Here is a 15,230-nt window from a genome sequence, read left to right on the forward strand (position 1 = left end):
AGCCTTTAAAAACGCTTGCTATACTTATAGTGCTTCAGGCATGATCCTTCACTCGGATCGTGGGTCGCAATTTACAAGCACAGCCTTCCGAACCGCATTGGCTGCAAAGGGCGCAATCCAAAGTATGAGCAGTGTTGGTCGATGCTATGATAACGCCCGGATGGAGAGCTTTTTCGCAACGCTCAAGAAAGAAAAACTTTATCGTATTGATACGATGAAGATGACCCAGGACATGGTCAAGACGATTATCTTTAGATATATCCAATACTATAATCATCGTCGGATTTACAGCACCAACGATGGTCTCCCGCCGCTCTCTAAGCGGGCACTTTACCACTGTGCTGTTGCTGCTTGATTTTCCTTGCCGGTGCGACTAAACTTTTATTGACAATTCCAGTCCTCATGGCCGCCTGGGCGAATTCAGACAGACAGATGGCCGCGGTGACGGCATCTCCCCGCTGCATACATCGAGCGTAATTATACTGCCCGGTTTGGGACATTGCATGGATTTCTCCTGCCAGCTTTCGAAGCCACACATCCTCGGGGTAGCCTTTAAGCAAGGCCTCCCGGATTCTTGAGAATTCCCCTTCCGGGTCCACCCACAGAATCCCGTTGGTGGCGGTGGCCAGCCGATAATCCGGGATCGCCATCCAGGCTCGATTGTTAGGGGGAGGCCCTGAATACCCAATACAGCTTCGATAAAAAGCTGGAATAGACCATACCCCAACACGATCGCCCCCCATGGGGCTATGGGGTCTTTTTTTTATATCCCCCACCATTTGGGGCAGGGCCCTATAGGCCACTTCCATGGCCTTCCCATATTTCTCATAATCTTCTGGGATTAGCCAAAGACAGAATCCCCCACCGAAATCATGGTCCTGGGAGATGGCATCGTCATAGCCGAAGCATTCTGAGCCTTCTCCAACGAGGCCCACAGCCACCCTCTCCCAGCATTCTGGAAACTGTTGGGAGAGGGTGGCCCGGCCACATTTTTCATAATATTCTTTTGCTTGTTCCTGACCTGTCATTTTCTTTTATCCTTCTTTTAAGATACGCCCTGAGACGCAGGGTCAACAGGGCGTATGCTTTAGTAACAATAGTAACAATAGTAACAAACAATATTCGTAACAATTTAATTATTCAAACCAAAACATTAGATAGTAAAAGATATTTCCCAGGGAACGCATTGACAGTGCAGCCCTGAACCGCGTAAAGCCTTAGATATAAGGCGTGGTACTTGATGGGCAAGGTCCGCCCAGGGCTTCCAGGGCCTGCTTGCCGATTTCCCGGGCTGCATAAACGGCCTGTCTGACCGCACCGGCATCCCCACAGACGAAGATGATGGCTTCGTTGGAGTACTTCGTGCCACCGTTATCCGGAGAAGCGAATCCGATAAGCTCTACATTGGCGGCCTTGAGCGCGCCATCGCTCATAAGCACGCCGATGCCGGCAGGTGCCCCGACGATGATAGCAAAGGCCTTACCGATGGGAGCCCCAAAGACCATATTACAGGCAAAGGAGGCCCGGGCCGTATATTGGAATTCCAAGTGGCCGGCATCATTGCCATACACATCCCCAAAGGTCCGGTTTAAATCCGCCAGAGCCACCTCGACGGCACGCTTAGCATCTGACACATCTTCAGCGCCAAAGATTAACAGTGAGCCGTGACCAGCACCACCCTTGGTATCCCGGGCGAATTCACAAATAACCAGCTCGGTGTTAGTGGCCTTGACGGCTTCATCGGCTGCAAAAACCTGGGGACCAGCACCTGTTCGGGCGGATAATATCCCAATCGAACGGTATTTTGGATCAATCTTCATGGCTTCATGGAGGCTGGCGTCCACATTGGCGATGACGAAGCCAATGGTATCACCAATGGCCGTACCCACAAATTCCGTTAACCCACAGACCCCCGTCGTGGCGGCACAGGTGCTGGTTTCTTCCACTTCTTCCATTTTCTTCATCACTTCCGCCATTAATTGATTCATCAAATCAGTTTTCATTCGTCGTTACCTCTCATTCTAAAAGCTTGGCAGCATTTTTTCCACATCCGGATGGGGTCTTGGAATAACGTGGACGGATACTACCTGTCCCACCTTATCCGCTGCTGCCGCACCGGCATCCACAGCGGCTTTAACCGCTCCCACATCACCACGCACCATAACGGTGACCAGGCCGGAGCCGATTTTCTCGTATCCGGTGAGTTCAACATTGGCGGATTTGACCATGGCATCAGCGGCCTCAATACAGCCCACAAGGCCCTTGGTTTCAATCATACCTAAAGCTTCATTCATCATAAGCTTCTTCCTCTTTCTGTTGGTATTTAACACAATCTATAGTCCAGAATCCGATTTTGAACATCGGGCAATGTTATGGATCTCACTTGTATTTCGTGATTCGGATTCCACATTTTAATGTAAGGGTCCGGCTATTTCCGGACAGCGGCAAAACCATCGACCTCTTCCCAGGGGAAGGCCTCCCGCCCAAAGTGGCCATAGGCCGCTGTATTTTTATAAATGGGGCGTCTTAAATTCAAACCCTCGATAATATCCGACACAGCAAAGGAGCATTCCGCCTTTAGCCGTTCCAGTAATGCGCTTTCTCCTTGTGTTGCGGTTCCGAAGGTGTCACATTCGATCATCTCCGGCTCCTCCTGTCCGATGGCGTAGGCCAGGGAAACCTCACAACGCGTTGCTAAGCCCACGGCCACAATATTCTTGGCAATGTACCGGGCCATATAGGCTCCGGAGCGGTCCACCTTGGTGGGGTCTTTTCCAGAAAAGGCACCACCGCCGTGATGGGCTACGCTGCCATAGGTGTCCACCATGAGCTTACGCCCGGTGACACCGGTATCCCCCAGGGGCCCACCGATGACAAACCGTCCTGTGGGGTTGATCTGGAATCGGGTATCCACGGTAATCAGGGATGGATCGATCACCGGTTGAATGACATGCTTCATCAGCTCCAGCTTAATGTCCATCAAATCCACACCCTCGTCGTGCTGGGCAGACAAGACGATGCTTTCGATCCGCTCGGGCTGCCCCAGTTCATTGTAGACCATGGTGACCTGGGATTTGCCATCGGGGCACAGCCAGGGCAATATACCCTTTTTCCGTACCTGCGACAGGCGTCTTGCCAGCTGGGTGGCCAGCACATAGGGCATGGGCATATACTCCGGGGTTTCCGCTGTAGCATAGCCAATCATCATCCCCTGATCCCCTGCGCCCAGGTGCCGTTTAATCTCCTGGCTTCCCAGGTTTTCAGGGGCTTTCCAGCAGCACCGCTTCTTCCCGGGAATCCAGTGGGGCAGCTCCACGCTTTCCCCCCGGTCCACCCCCAGGGCAATATCCGCAGACTGACTGTGAATATTGGTGAGGATGAGACAGGTATTCCCATCCATCCCCACCGCCTCGGAGGTATAGCCGATATCCTTTATGACTTCCCTGGCGATGTCCACCGGGTTGATGACCGCCTGGGTTGCCGTTTCCCCAGCGATGAGGACGGTGCCCTTGGACACCATGGTCTCCACGGCTACTCTGGATTCGGGGTCTTGCCCAAGGCAGGCATCCAGAATACTGTCAGATATTTGGTCACAGAGCTTATCCGGGTGTCCTTCCGTTACTGATTCAGCAGTTATTCGCCTTTTTTCCATTATTCATCACCACTTCCTGGTATCTTCTTCTTATATTCTGAAACTGTCATGTGCTCATATTTTTTGAAAATTTTACTGAAATAGCTGCTTTCGTTGTAGGACAGCTTATAGGCCACATCAATCACGCTCATGCCCTGGGTACAGAACAGCCATTTGGCATACATCATATGGCAAAGGTGGATATAGTCCATTACGGAAATTCCGAGGGTCCGTTTGAATAAGCGGCTTAAGTATCCCTGGCTTAAATCACAGTAGGTTTTAACCTCCTTAAGACCGATATTTTCCTCCAAATGGGTATCGATGCAGAAAAAAACCTTTTCCATAACGGGGTAGTCGGTCATCGCCTTGGTCCGCAGGATCAAATCCATCATGGCATAAAGCCTAAAGGAAAGCCATTTTGCCATGGGAGGCTTTTCCCCGGTGGGCTTATTAATATAGCTGGTGGACTGACTGCACCCATAGGTCCTGATGAGCTTGGTTTCAATCGTGTAGTAATAATCAATGATTTCCTCGGCGCTGTCCCAGGATTCCTCCATAATGCTTTTCACGATGTCCGGCAGCTTGTAATACATGGTTTTATAATCCCGGGTTTCCAAAATACTGCAAATCTCCTCAAAGGTGGCATCCCGCTGCTTGTTTAAGCCCCGATATTCTTCCAGTACCCGTTTAACCACCGTAAAGGATAAGGGTTTTAACAAATAGTCGGACACCTTGATTTTGATGGCTTCCTTGGCATAATCAAATTCATTATAGGCGGAAATCAGATAGATGGCGACCTGGGGATCCACCTTCCGGATGGCCTTGCCCGCAGCAATTCCATTCATATCGGGCATAATCACATCCATAATGATGATATCCGGATCGTATTTTTCCCGGGCTTCAATGGCTTCCAGACCGTTTCTGGCGGTGGCACAGACCATAAAGCCATCAATCATGGCAATCATCTGCTCCAGGGCGGCCACCATCAGAGCTTCGTCATCGACAACGAGAATCTTATACATCGGTGCCCTGCCACGGAAGCCGGAGGATTGTCTCTCCCCCCTGATCGAGGGGTATTTCCTCAATTTCTAAGCATTTCCCGTATTCCCGGGTGAGGCCTGTCTTCATCTCAGCTATATTTTTTTCCAGGGAGTAGCTGCTCCTCAGCTTTTTATGGGGCATTTCATCCCCGGCATCAGCCTTGTTGCTAATATCTTTTATGGTGAAGATGATGGATGTCCCTTCCCGCTCGCCCTTTAGCCAGAGGGTGCCCCCCTCTTTATGGTTGTTAATACTGCGATCGACGGCATATTCTATAAAGGGAACAAGCATTAACGCCGGAACTGGTGCCTCCCAAATCCTTCGGGAGACGTCCAGATGGTAGGTGATGCGCGCTCCAAACCGAACCGATTGAATCCGGAGGTAGCATTCAATATTGGCAACCTCCCGCTCCACCGTCCAATAGTCGTTGCGATAGAAAAAGCTGTTGCGTAAGAATTCTGCCAAAAGGGTCACCATCTCATTGGTTTGGACGGCCCCTTCAAGAATGGACAAATTAGCCACAGAGGTCAGGCTGTTGAATAAAAAGTGCATATTCAACCGTTCCTCCAGGGACCCTTCCTCCTGTCCCTTCTTTTTTTTTAAATTGAGGACATCCTGTTGACTTTTTTTTAAAGTATCCTGAGCCATCTCCAAAGCAACCTCTTTCTAATCACTGTCTACCGAAGGATGAAGGCGCTCATTAAGGTACAGCGCCTGCGCCGTGCTAAATGACGGGCGGTTACTGTTCCTTCCCCGGTGCGTGTGGCCACGGAGAAGCTGCAGCCCCCTGCATTTTTATAGCCAATTCCAGCATAGGCCGGACCATTCTTTAGAAAAATGGCCGTTCCCATCACCCGGGCTGCATAATTGAGATGCGCGATGTTCTGAGAATGGATCACCGCAGTATGGTGGTAGCCCTGTTCGATGAAAAGGGCGGCCTCCATCGCTTCATCAAAATCCTTCACCCTTATGATGGGCACCACCGGCATGAGCATTTCATGGATGGCTAGAGGATGCTCTTTAATGGTCTCGACAATGATGAGCCGGGTTTCCCCATTTCCTTGAAGTCCTGCCGTGGCCAGTATCTCCTCTGCGGTCCGCCCGCAAAAAATCTTCTTGGGCTTTAAATCCTCATCCAAAATGGTACCCGTCAGCTTTAAAATATCATTCATATCATCTAAGTACAAAGCCCCCTGATACTGCATCTGGGAGATAAAGGCATCCGCCACCGCATCGACGACGACAATGGCTTCCTCAGTCACACAGAGCATATTGTTATCAAAGGAGGCGCTATTGACAATGTCCTCTGCCGCGCAAAGAATATCGGCAGAGCTATCGATGATTACCGGCGGATTGGCCGGTCCTGCCCCAATAACTTTTTTATCGGCCCGCATGGCACCACTAATGGCGGTATCGGAGCCGGTAATGATGATACAGTCCACATCGGGATGGGCCATGATTTCATGACGGGCAGCCTGGGAGCTTTCCTCCAGAATCCCCACCAAATGATCGATTCCCGAGACTTTTTTGATGGCTTCATTCATCCGCTCCACCACATAGGCCGATGTTTTTTGCGCTCGGCAGTGGGGGCAGTGGATGACCGCATTCCCGGCTGCCAGCGCACTGATGGTCACATTAATCAGCGTGGCAATGGGGTTATTATAGGGATGAACGGCGCACACCACGCCATAGGGTGATAATTCGTAAAGGGTCATCCCATCATCGGTGGTGTTTACCTCGGTGGGTAAATCCTCGATGCCTGGTGTTTGGCTGATGGCCAGGTGAATCTTTTCAACCTTGTCCGTCACCACCCCAACGCCGGTTTCCTGAAAGGTCATTTCAGCAATTCTGATGGCCTCAGGCAGTAGTGCTAAACGGATGGTCTGTACAATTTCTTCCCGGCGCGCCAGCTTCTTCCCGGCATAGGCTGTGTAAGCCTTACGGGCCAGCTGAACCGCCTGATTCACCGGTGAATCCATAATCTATCCCTCCTCCTATACAAAAGCGAGTCCCTGAAGCTTTAAAACAGGTACCCTTCTGAGATCAAAACAGGAAGCTTTAGATAACGTGCTGGGGTGCGTTATATCCTACATAACTCCCGCCAAGCGGCCATCTTCCCTGTTTATATATGAAATATATTAAAATATATATTTCCTGTACCGTATGATGATGGTCTTAGCCACCAATTTTACAACTCAGTCCATGGCTTTCGACCACTGTTTTTAAGGTGTTCATTAATTCCTTTTCTGGTGGCTTAACCCCTTCCATTTCATAGGGTCTTCCCATCATGGCGTACTTATTGGAGCCAAGGGCATGGTAGGGCAATAGATGGATCATCTTCACACCAGTCAGTGTCTTTGTAAATTCACAAATCCGGGTCATTTCCTCTGGACTGGCATTAAATCCAGGGATGGTTGGGACCCGAACAATTGTTTCTGTCATCTGGCTGATCTTCTTTGCATTGTGCAAAATGATTTCATTGCTGACACCCGTGTACTTTACATGGGTCCCTTCATCAATGCACTTAATGTCCAGTAAGGCCAAATCAACATATTTAAAAACCATCTCCAGGGCTTTTTCATTAAAGGTATAGCCCGTAGTTTCCATGGCGGTATGCCACCCTTGGTACTGGCAGGCCTTAAAAACCTCCGCACTAAATTCAAATTGGGTCAAGGGCTCGCCTCCGGACAGGGTGATTCCCCCGCCGGAATTCCTGTAGGTGGGAGCATCCTTCTTAAGCTCCCGGATGATCTGTTGAATGGTCATGGGTTTACCCTTGCGCACCAGGGCTCCTGCCGGACAGACGGCTTCACATTCCCCGCAGCCCACACACCGCTCATAATCGATAAAGGTGGGAAACTGCGGACCTAAAGCCCCATGGGGGCAGATGCCTAAGCACCTGCCGCAATGGATACATTTTTTAACGTCATACAAGGTCACCGGACGAATCTTCTGGGATTCGGGGTTACTGCACCACAAACAGGACAGGGGACACCCCTTTAAAAACAGAATGGTGCGAATTCCCGGACCGTCATTTAACGAAAATCGCTGTATGTTAAAGACGACTCCCTCTTTTTCATAATCGACGTTGACGTTCAAAACAGTCGACCTCCGTTTCATCTTCTAAAATTCTTGTTCCGTACGGCTGATGATATCGTCCTGGACTTCTTTAGCTAAGACCGTCCACTGTGCGCTGTAGCCAGCGACGCGGACCACCAGGTCTTTATAATTTTCCGGGTGCTTCTGGGCATCGATTAAGGTATCCTTATCGATGACGTTGAACTGGACGTGCATCCCCTTACGCTGGAAGTAGGTTCGAACGACGGCGGCAAAGTTTTTAATCCCTTCGTCTCCAGCCACAGCGGTAGGCAGGAATTTCTGATTGTACAGGGTCCCATTGGAGAACTTTTCATGGTCAAGCTTGGCAACGGAGCAGGCAGCCGCGGTGGGGCCATCGGTATCCATGCCTTGGCGTGGGGAAACCCCATCGGCCAAGGGCTGCTTGGCCAAACGGCCATCCGGCAGTGCACCAACATCCTTCCCAAAAAGGACGTTAGCGGATACGGGGTAGCAGCCAGCCTGGAACTGTCCGCCCCGGGGATTGGTGTATTTTTCGACTTCGTCAGAATAGATGCTGGCGCAGCGTTTACCCATCATATCGACGCAATCTTCATCGTTCCCGAAGTGGGGGCTGTTCATGAGAAGCTGACGAATCTGAGCATAACGGCTGGTGTTACCCGCGCAGGTCGGTGCTGAAGCACCGCCTAAATCAAGGGTGTTCAGGTCTACAGAGCCACTGGCTGCCAGAACCTGGCGAACCACATCGTATACCTTTTGTTCCATCGCACTCTTATCCCCAGCGGTGCTCACGCAGCCGGGTTCTCCAGTGGCTCCAACGGCTTCCCCGAAGTTATTTTTAAGGGCATCCTGGAGCTCTTCCAAGGTAATCTTCTTATCCAAAAAGACATTCTTTTCAATGGCGTACATGGAGTCTGCATTATCTGCCACCCCAAAGGCCTGGGGTCCGGTAAAGTTATAGATGGCGCCGCCTTCCTGGACGGATTTACCCCGGGCGATACAGTCATCCACCAGAGCGGATTCAAAGGGCAGGGGACACATTTCCATATGGGCGTAGTCCACGCAATTGTCGGATTCAGCCAAATAGAAAACGAAGTATTCCATCTGCCTCTGATAGGCGTCAAAGAAATCTTCAATGGATTTAAAGGTGGTGATATCTCCGGTTTGGGGGCCGAGCTGTTTGCCCTCGCACATCCCGTTGTTCAGGGTAATATCCAGAACCTTGGCAATGTTAAAGAATGCCGCATCATGCCAGCCCTCTGTCTTGTGGGGGGCTTGGGGCTCTACACAGCCGATAATGCAGTAATTCCGGGCATCCTCTAAGGACACACCACGATTAAGCATGGCCGGGATAATGGCTTCGTCATTATACATGGCGGGGACACCTGTCCCTTCCCGGGCAACCTCACAGGCACGGTATAAGAATTCATCGGGTGTGCCTTCGTGCCAGCGAATGGAGAAGGACGGTGCGGGCAGCTTGACATGGGAAGCTGCTTCCATGCACATGTAGGAGATCTCATTGGTAGCATCCACGCCCTTACTGTCCTGTCCGCCAACACCGATATTCTGGAAGACGGCATAGCCGGCGAAGGCCTGGTCTGAAATGTCGTCCCGGGTTTTATTAATGTCATTGAATTTAATCCAGATACAGTCAATGAGTTCCTGGGCAAATTCTGGAGCGATTTCTTGATCCGCAGTATAATGGGGATACATATATTGATCAAAGCGTCCCGGGGAGATGGAGTGTCCAGAAGATTCCAGCTGCATAATCAGTTGGACAAACCAGAAGGCTTGACATGCTTCATAGAAGTTAGCGGCTGGTTTTTCTGGAACATTGGCGCAGTTCTTCGCAATTTGAAGGAGCTCTGCCTTCCGGGTGGGGTTCATTTCCACCTGGGCCAGCTCCAGCGCCTTCTGGGCATAACGATGGGCAAAATTAATGGCTGCGGTATAGGTGATAATGACCGCATCGTAGAATTCTGACTTCTTAATGTATTCCGGATCGCTGCGATCCATCTTCGCTTTGGCTTGCGCCGCTTCCCGGATGATCCCGGTAAACCCAATATCGAGTACCTTGCCGTAGTCCACACAGACATGGCCGACACCACCGTAGAAGTAATTTCCCACCGTAAACACGCCAGCCGCTTGACAGGCCTTGGCTTCTTCGGACATCAGAGACGCGGCATAGTCACTGGTGGTCCGCCCTGGCCAATATTTAAAGGCTTCGGTTAATTCCAGCTTAACATCCTGGGGAATAACAAAGGGATCGCACATCCGGGTGGCCATGGTGTCAAATTCAGCGGCAACCCAATCGTAGGAAAATTCCGGTGAAATCTGACAGGATCGAACATTCTTGGTGAGTGCCCCAACGATGAGCTCATCGTCCCGGATGGCCACGGGGATATTGTTAAAAATGGCTTCACACACCTTTGCCCGACGCATAATGGGTGATTTATCTTCATTTTCTTGATAGGCCTGGGTGACCAGCGTCGCCCGTTCTGCCTCTACCTGGGGCACGGCATCCACGATCATTTTTTTAAGTCGTTTGACCCGATCTGTCGGTTCCGAAAATCCTTTAGCTATCATAATAAGCCTCCCTAAAATTTTGAATTGTAAACAATTGACCATTGCCCGATCAAGTGATTCCTAGAACTCATTATAAAGGACTTCTCAGGAAACCGTGAACACATCCCAAACCTGAATGATGTAAAATTGAAACCTCTTTGGGACACCTTCAAAAAAAGAAAACGCCTCCGCAAAATGCGGAAGCGCCGAATTTATCTTTAAAGCTGCTTCCACACGAAACTATCAAAACACGTATCTGACTTTCACAGTTGCGGTGGAGCAGTCGGCCCATGTACCCAGGCCTCTTCCGTTTTTCGTTTTGATTGGGTGTAGTATACCAGATTTTCGGGATGCTGGCAAGGATAGATTTTATCCCCCACCCCGGCTTTCATGGTTACTTCCTTTATTGTATAGTAAGGTTAGTCACTAGAGAGAGGAGAGAATCTATTGAAAAAGAGAATCTGTATTATTGTCGCACTGCTGCTTGCGGCGCTGGTGTGTGGCTGCGGGCAAAAGCCCGGAAGCACTGGAGAAACCCGTACGGTGACGGACGCCCTGGGGAGGAGCGTGGAAATACCGGTAACCGTTGAACGCATCGTTCCCTTGGGAAATACGCCCCGGATGATAACCTATTTAGGCCTGGCGGATAAGGTTGTCGCCTATGGTGGGATGGATGCCGATACGATCAGCCCCCTGACGGCCTACGCTTACGTCAACAAGGATCAATGGAAGGACCTTCCAAAGGTCGGAACCGATGCCATGGGGAATACGGACTATTACCCAGAGGAAATCATTGCGGCCAATCCTGATGTCATTTTATGTACTTATACTGAAGATATGGTGAATGACCTTTCGGAGAAAACAGGCCTTCCAGTCATTGCCGTGGGGCAAGGAACGCTCTTTGGTGAGGATTATGCCGAATCCCTCCGTATTTTAGGAGAGGTGTGTGGTGCAGAAAAGCGGGCAACGGAAGTCATTGCCTATATCAACGATACCCTTGCCGATTTAAACAAACGAACCGCAGATATTCCACAGGAGGAAAAGCCCCGGGTATTATCTGCAGCAGCCACCTTTAAAGGGGCCCACGGTATCGAGGGCGTCCGCTTAGATGATCCGGTACTGACTGCCGTTAATGCCAATAATATTGCAGCGGCAAGTGCAACGGGGAAGGCGGCGACAGTGGAGGTGGATAAGGAACAAATCCTTGCCTGGAATCCCGATGTCATCTTCTGTGATTATGGCGGCGTTGCCCTGGTAAAAAAAGATGTCCAGGCCAATCCGGATTTCTACGCCCAGCTCAAATCCTACCAAGACAACAAAATCTATCAATACCCCAGTTCGACCAGCTATTTCTCCAACGTCGAAATCCCACTGGCCAATGGCTACTTTGTGGGGAGCATTCTGTACCCAGAAAAATTCACCGATGTTGACCTGACAAAAAAATCCAATGAGATTTTCAAATTCTTCCTTGGGGTAGAGGACTATATGTCCGTGTTAAATGATTATGGTGCAGGTTATGGCGCCGTAGACTTTGGACAGCATTAAATGGCGATGCTTCATAAAGGAAGAGCCCAGAGCTATGAAGGCCATATCACCCGAAAACGGATGTCCCTTTTCATCATTACGCTGGCCGTCCTCGGCATTGCTGTCTTCGCCATGATGTCGGGCTCCATGAGCCTTACCTTTTCAGAAGTCATGCAGACCCTCATCGGTAAAGGGACCCCGCCGTTAAATACTGTTGTGCTGGGTATCCGGCTTCCCCGGGTGCTGGCGGCAATACTGGTGGGGGCCGCCCTGGCCCTTTCCGGCGTGGTCATGCAGTGTGTCCTCCACAACCCCTTGGCATCCGCATCCACCCTGGGTGTATCCCAAGGTGCTGCCTTTGGCGCTGCCCTGGGAATTATTGTCTTTGGCGGGGGCGTCGTTAATTCAGGATCTGCCAATGTTGCAATTGAAGTGAACAATCCATACATCGTCACACTCTGTGCCTTTGTATTCGGTTCATTATCAACGGCCATTGTCATCCTTCTGTCCCGGGCCCGAAAAAACCTTGGGCCCGGTGGATTGGTTTTAGCCGGCGTCGCCTTGAGTTCCCTCTTTACCGGAGGGAGTACGCTGCTCCAATACTTTGCCGATGAAACCAAGCTCAGTGCTGTTGTTTTTTGGACCTTTGGTAATTTAGGCAGCGCCAGCTGGAAACAGATAGTCATTCTGGCCCTGGTATTCTTAATCGCCTTCGTTTTTTTTATGCTGAACCGATGGAACTACAATGCCATGTGCAGCGGGATTGACACGGCTAAAAGCCTGGGGGTCGATACACGCAGGATTATGCTCGTCAGCATGGCAATTTGTTCATTAACAGCGGCTGTCGCCGTTGCCTTTGTGGGAATCATCAGCTTTATCGGTTTAGTCGCACCGCATATGATGCGACGATTCGTAGGGGATGACTACCGCTATCTCATTCCTGGATCCGCTGCCGCAGGGGCCCTTGTCCTTTTACTTGCGGATACCTTTGGCCGTCTCATCATCGCACCGGTTATTCTGCCCGTTGGGGCCATTACCTCATTTTTAGGGGCCCCCGCCTTCCTTTTTCTTCTATTGAAAGGAGCTGGGCACCATGATTGACATTAAAAAACTGGATTTTTCCTACGAGGGTACCCCCTTAAAAACCCTTGAGGATATCAATTTAAAAATTGAACATGGGCATTGTACCGCAATCCTAGGAAACAATGGAGCGGGAAAAAGCACCCTGCTCAAATGTATCAATCGCATCCACCATGCAACACAGGGGACGGTATCTCTCGACGGTGAAAACATCGCGCAAATGAATCGTCGCCAAATGGCACAAAAGATTGCCTATGTCCCACAGAACAGTGAGCCCACACACACCATGGTTTTTGACACCATACTCCTGGGACGCAGACCCTATATCAAATGGGATATTACCTCAAAGGATAAAGAAATCGTACAGGGGATCATCGAAGCATTCGGCCTGGAAAAATACGCTGCTCGGTATATGGATGAGCTCTCCGGGGGTGAGCGGCAAAAAGTCATTCTTGCCCGTGCCATGGCCCAAGAGCCAAAGTTTCTTTTATTGGACGAACCCACCAGCAGCTTGGACCCCAAAAATCAACACGAAATGCTGGGGATGGTGAAGCGCATCGTAGATACCCAGAAAATCGGAGCGGTCATCGTCATCCATGACCTCAATCTGGCCCTGCGTTATTGTGACCGCTTTTTATTCATCAAAGATACCAAGGTCTATGCCAATGGCGGAATTGAAATCATAACACCACAAATCATAGAGGATGTTTACGCTATGGCTGTGGATATTATTGAACACAAGGGGATGAAAATCATCATACCCCTCAAGAAGTAAAGCCCCCTTAGGGGGAGAAAGAATGGAGGATCAATAAATGGATCATCAAAAAGAACTTTGGAATGTGTGCGTCACATTCCATGGCCACGAGTGCGGTGGCTTAACCATCGGCTACAAAGCAGCCTTATACGCCATCGACCTTCTGCAGCTGGATTTTTCAAGAGATGAAGAGGTCGTTTGTATTTCAGAAAATGATGCCTGCGGCGTCGATGCCATCCAGGTCATTTTGGGGTGCAGCATTGGAAAAGGGAATCTTCTTTTCCACATGACGGGCAAGCAAGCCTTTTCCTTTTACAATCGGGGGACCGGAGAATCCCTACGCTTAGTGCTCAGGGAAAAACCAAAGGGAATGACCCGGGAAGAATCCTTTGAATATTACCAGGAACTGGAACCCGCAGCCATGTTCGACGTCAAGGAAACCACCCTCTTACTGCCAGAGCAGGCACGCATCTTTGACTCCTATGTCTGTGACTGCTGCGGTGAAACCGCCGGTGCCCATTGGGTTCGGCTTGTTGGGGAAAAAAAACTATGCGTGGATTGCTACTCCCACTACGATCGCTTTAATGTTTAGATGGCCTAAAGGGAGCAATAATCCTCAACAAGGACATTGCTCCCTGATCTTCATGCCAACCTGATGGCTGTAATCTTGTACTAAGCCACCAGCTCCGCCCCTAATTCCTTACAGGATTCCAGAGCCGCAACGTCTGGCCCTTCCACGCAGATGACACTGTCACAGACCAGATTAATCCCCGCATCTTCACAGGATTCCTCCCAGCTGCGCATCCATTCGCCGTCACCCCAGCCATAAGAGCCAAATAAGGCGATGGGTTTCCCGGTTAGCTTCGATTGGCAGGCTTCGAACATCGGCTCAAATTCACTTTCCTCCAAAACCTCTGCTCCCATGGCCGGACATCCAAAGGCAATCCCATCGAAGCCATCAATCATCCCTTCATCAAATCCATCGGGGGTCAGTACCACGGCCTCCGACCCTTTTTCCACAATGCCTTTGGCCACTGCGTTTGCCATCACTTCCGTATTTCCCGTTCCACTCCAATAAACCACTGCAATTTTACTCATGTTTTTTACCTCTTTCTGATTTAATCTGATTCTTTTGCGACAACAGCCAGTTCTTCAATGCTCGCGCCCTTGGCCCATCGCGAGCAAAGGATATCGGTGCATTTCTGATAGCGGCAAAAGATCTGCTTTGCTTTTTCTTCATCGCCATACACCTTCCAGCATCCCACGCATTTAAAACATTGATATTGTATAGTTTTAGTTGACAACTGATTCACAAGGATTTAAGCTAATCAAAGAGTCAGGAGGAGACGAAAAAATGGCAAAGAATAGACAATATGATCCAGAATATAAGATACAGGCCGTGAAGCTGGGAAAAGAAATTGGTCAGTCTAAGGCAGCTAAGGAACTCGGCATTCCCAAGAATACATTGTATTCTTGGATGAGATCCTGCCGACTCGGTAAGTTAGACCTGGGGCCAGGTTCACAGACGCCAACAAGCGCCATGTCACTGACCGAGGA

General features: G+C 50.1%; 17 protein-coding genes. 6 read left to right on the plus strand and 11 right to left on the minus strand.

The features are described from left to right. A partial coding sequence (locus tag BLW33_RS13025) for an integrase core domain-containing protein (RefSeq protein WP_143032650.1) occupies positions 1–355 on the plus strand: 355 nt, incomplete at its 5' end. On the opposite strand, the gene BLW33_RS13030 is transcribed toward BLW33_RS13025, so the two are convergent. From BLW33_RS13030 to BLW33_RS13070, 9 genes are all read right to left on the minus strand, one after another. After that, the gene (locus tag BLW33_RS13030; protein ID WP_090309684.1) at positions 318–1,028 is read right to left on the minus strand and encodes a DUF4037 domain-containing protein; all 711 of its coding nucleotides are present in this window, start codon (positions 1,026–1,028) and stop codon (positions 318–320) included. The two genes, BLW33_RS13025 and BLW33_RS13030, sit on opposite strands and share 38 nt — an antisense overlap. A gap of 189 nt (positions 1,029–1,217) precedes the next feature. Beyond that, entirely contained in the window at positions 1,218–2,003 is a 786-nt protein-coding gene (pduB, locus tag BLW33_RS13035; RefSeq protein ID WP_090309687.1) for a propanediol utilization microcompartment protein PduB, read from the minus strand. Between the two features lie 18 nt (positions 2,004–2,021). Then, positions 2,022–2,297, minus strand: coding sequence for a propanediol utilization microcompartment protein PduA (gene pduA, locus BLW33_RS13040; RefSeq protein WP_207647844.1), 276 nt, complete (start codon positions 2,295–2,297; stop codon positions 2,022–2,024). Between the two features lie 131 nt (positions 2,298–2,428). Next, the gene (gene metK, locus BLW33_RS13045; RefSeq protein ID WP_090309693.1) at positions 2,429–3,652 is read right to left on the minus strand and encodes a methionine adenosyltransferase; all 1,224 of its coding nucleotides are present in this window, start codon (positions 3,650–3,652) and stop codon (positions 2,429–2,431) included. Beyond that, complete coding sequence (locus BLW33_RS13050) at positions 3,652–4,653, minus strand: response regulator transcription factor (RefSeq protein ID WP_090309696.1); 1,002 nt, start codon at positions 4,651–4,653, stop codon at positions 3,652–3,654. Before BLW33_RS13050 ends, metK begins: the two co-directional genes overlap by 1 nt. Continuing rightward, the gene (locus tag BLW33_RS13055; protein ID WP_090309700.1) at positions 4,646–5,320 is read right to left on the minus strand and encodes a sensor histidine kinase; all 675 of its coding nucleotides are present in this window, start codon (positions 5,318–5,320) and stop codon (positions 4,646–4,648) included. Before BLW33_RS13055 ends, BLW33_RS13050 begins: the two co-directional genes overlap by 8 nt. 29 nt (positions 5,321–5,349) lie before the next feature. Continuing rightward, positions 5,350–6,651 (minus strand): aldehyde dehydrogenase, encoded by a 1,302-nt coding sequence (locus BLW33_RS13060; RefSeq protein ID WP_090309703.1) that lies wholly within the window; start codon positions 6,649–6,651, stop codon positions 5,350–5,352. Between the two features lie 196 nt (positions 6,652–6,847). Next, positions 6,848–7,792, minus strand: coding sequence for a glycyl-radical enzyme activating protein (locus BLW33_RS13065; RefSeq protein ID WP_176966738.1), 945 nt, complete (start codon positions 7,790–7,792; stop codon positions 6,848–6,850). Positions 7,793–7,795: 3 nt separating this feature from the next. Further along, positions 7,796–10,336, minus strand: coding sequence for a glycyl radical protein (locus BLW33_RS13070; RefSeq protein WP_090309709.1), 2,541 nt, complete (start codon positions 10,334–10,336; stop codon positions 7,796–7,798). 426 nt (positions 10,337–10,762) lie between these two features. Between BLW33_RS13070 and BLW33_RS13075 the strand changes: the two genes are divergently transcribed. The 4 genes from BLW33_RS13075 to BLW33_RS13090 are packed head-to-tail and all read left to right on the plus strand — an operon-like array spanning position 10,763 to position 14,265. After that, on the plus strand, positions 10,763–11,860 hold the full coding sequence (locus BLW33_RS13075; protein WP_090309711.1) for an ABC transporter substrate-binding protein: 1,098 nt from the start codon (positions 10,763–10,765) through the stop codon (positions 11,858–11,860). Continuing rightward, the gene (locus BLW33_RS13080; protein ID WP_090309714.1) at positions 11,861–12,940 is read left to right on the plus strand and encodes a FecCD family ABC transporter permease; all 1,080 of its coding nucleotides are present in this window, start codon (positions 11,861–11,863) and stop codon (positions 12,938–12,940) included. Next, positions 12,933–13,694 carry an ABC transporter ATP-binding protein gene (locus BLW33_RS13085; protein WP_090309716.1) on the plus strand — a complete coding sequence of 254 codons (762 nt, stop codon included), beginning with the start codon at positions 12,933–12,935 and terminating at the stop codon, positions 13,692–13,694. Before BLW33_RS13080 ends, BLW33_RS13085 begins: the two co-directional genes overlap by 8 nt. Positions 13,695–13,731: 37 nt before the next feature. Further along, positions 13,732–14,265, plus strand: coding sequence for an FmdE family protein (locus tag BLW33_RS13090; RefSeq protein WP_090309719.1), 534 nt, complete (start codon positions 13,732–13,734; stop codon positions 14,263–14,265). Between the two features lie 80 nt (positions 14,266–14,345). Here the strand turns inward: BLW33_RS13090 and BLW33_RS13095 are convergent, their stop codons facing one another. Next, positions 14,346–14,771: a flavodoxin gene (locus tag BLW33_RS13095; RefSeq protein WP_090309722.1), complete on the minus strand. Its 426-nt coding sequence runs from the start codon at positions 14,769–14,771 to the stop codon at positions 14,346–14,348. Positions 14,772–14,791: 20 nt separating this feature from the next. Continuing rightward, positions 14,792–14,986: a DUF3793 family protein gene (locus BLW33_RS13100; RefSeq protein ID WP_341456160.1), complete on the minus strand. Its 195-nt coding sequence runs from the start codon at positions 14,984–14,986 to the stop codon at positions 14,792–14,794. A 41-nt stretch (positions 14,987–15,027) separates the two neighbouring features. Between BLW33_RS13100 and BLW33_RS13105 the strand changes: the two genes are divergently transcribed. Next, the coding region (locus tag BLW33_RS13105; protein WP_143032651.1) for a transposase at positions 15,028–15,230 on the plus strand (203 nt) is incomplete at its 3' end.

The sequence above is a fragment of the Eubacterium aggregans genome (genome assembly GCF_900107815.1).
In the GTDB taxonomy this organism is placed as follows: domain Bacteria; phylum Bacillota; class Clostridia; order Eubacteriales; family Eubacteriaceae; genus Eubacterium_O; species Eubacterium_O aggregans.

Excerpts from the sequence above, each read along its gene's own strand:
- BLW33_RS13030 (WP_090309684.1), bottom strand. The coding sequence starts at position 1,028 with ATGACAGGTCAGGAACAAGCAAAAGAATATTATGAAAAATGTGGCCGG.
- pduB (WP_090309687.1), bottom strand. The coding sequence starts at position 2,003 with ATGAAAACTGATTTGATGAATCAATTAATGGCGGAAGTGATGAAGAAA.
- pduA (WP_207647844.1), bottom strand. The coding sequence starts at position 2,297 with ATGATGAATGAAGCTTTAGGTATGATTGAAACCAAGGGCCTTGTGGGC.
- metK (WP_090309693.1), bottom strand. The coding sequence starts at position 3,652 with ATGGAAAAAAGGCGAATAACTGCTGAATCAGTAACGGAAGGACACCCG.
- BLW33_RS13050 (WP_090309696.1), bottom strand. The coding sequence starts at position 4,653 with ATGTATAAGATTCTCGTTGTCGATGACGAAGCTCTGATGGTGGCCGCC.
- BLW33_RS13055 (WP_090309700.1), bottom strand. The coding sequence starts at position 5,320 with ATGGCTCAGGATACTTTAAAAAAAAGTCAACAGGATGTCCTCAATTTA.
- BLW33_RS13060 (WP_090309703.1), bottom strand. The coding sequence starts at position 6,651 with ATGGATTCACCGGTGAATCAGGCGGTTCAGCTGGCCCGTAAGGCTTAC.
- BLW33_RS13065 (WP_176966738.1), bottom strand. The coding sequence starts at position 7,792 with ATGAAACGGAGGTCGACTGTTTTGAACGTCAACGTCGATTATGAAAAA.
- BLW33_RS13070 (WP_090309709.1), bottom strand. The coding sequence starts at position 10,336 with ATGATAGCTAAAGGATTTTCGGAACCGACAGATCGGGTCAAACGACTT.
- BLW33_RS13080 (WP_090309714.1), top strand. The coding sequence starts at position 11,861 with ATGGCGATGCTTCATAAAGGAAGAGCCCAGAGCTATGAAGGCCATATC.
- BLW33_RS13085 (WP_090309716.1), top strand. The coding sequence starts at position 12,933 with ATGATTGACATTAAAAAACTGGATTTTTCCTACGAGGGTACCCCCTTA.
- BLW33_RS13090 (WP_090309719.1), top strand. The coding sequence starts at position 13,732 with ATGGATCATCAAAAAGAACTTTGGAATGTGTGCGTCACATTCCATGGC.
- BLW33_RS13095 (WP_090309722.1), bottom strand. The coding sequence starts at position 14,771 with ATGAGTAAAATTGCAGTGGTTTATTGGAGTGGAACGGGAAATACGGAA.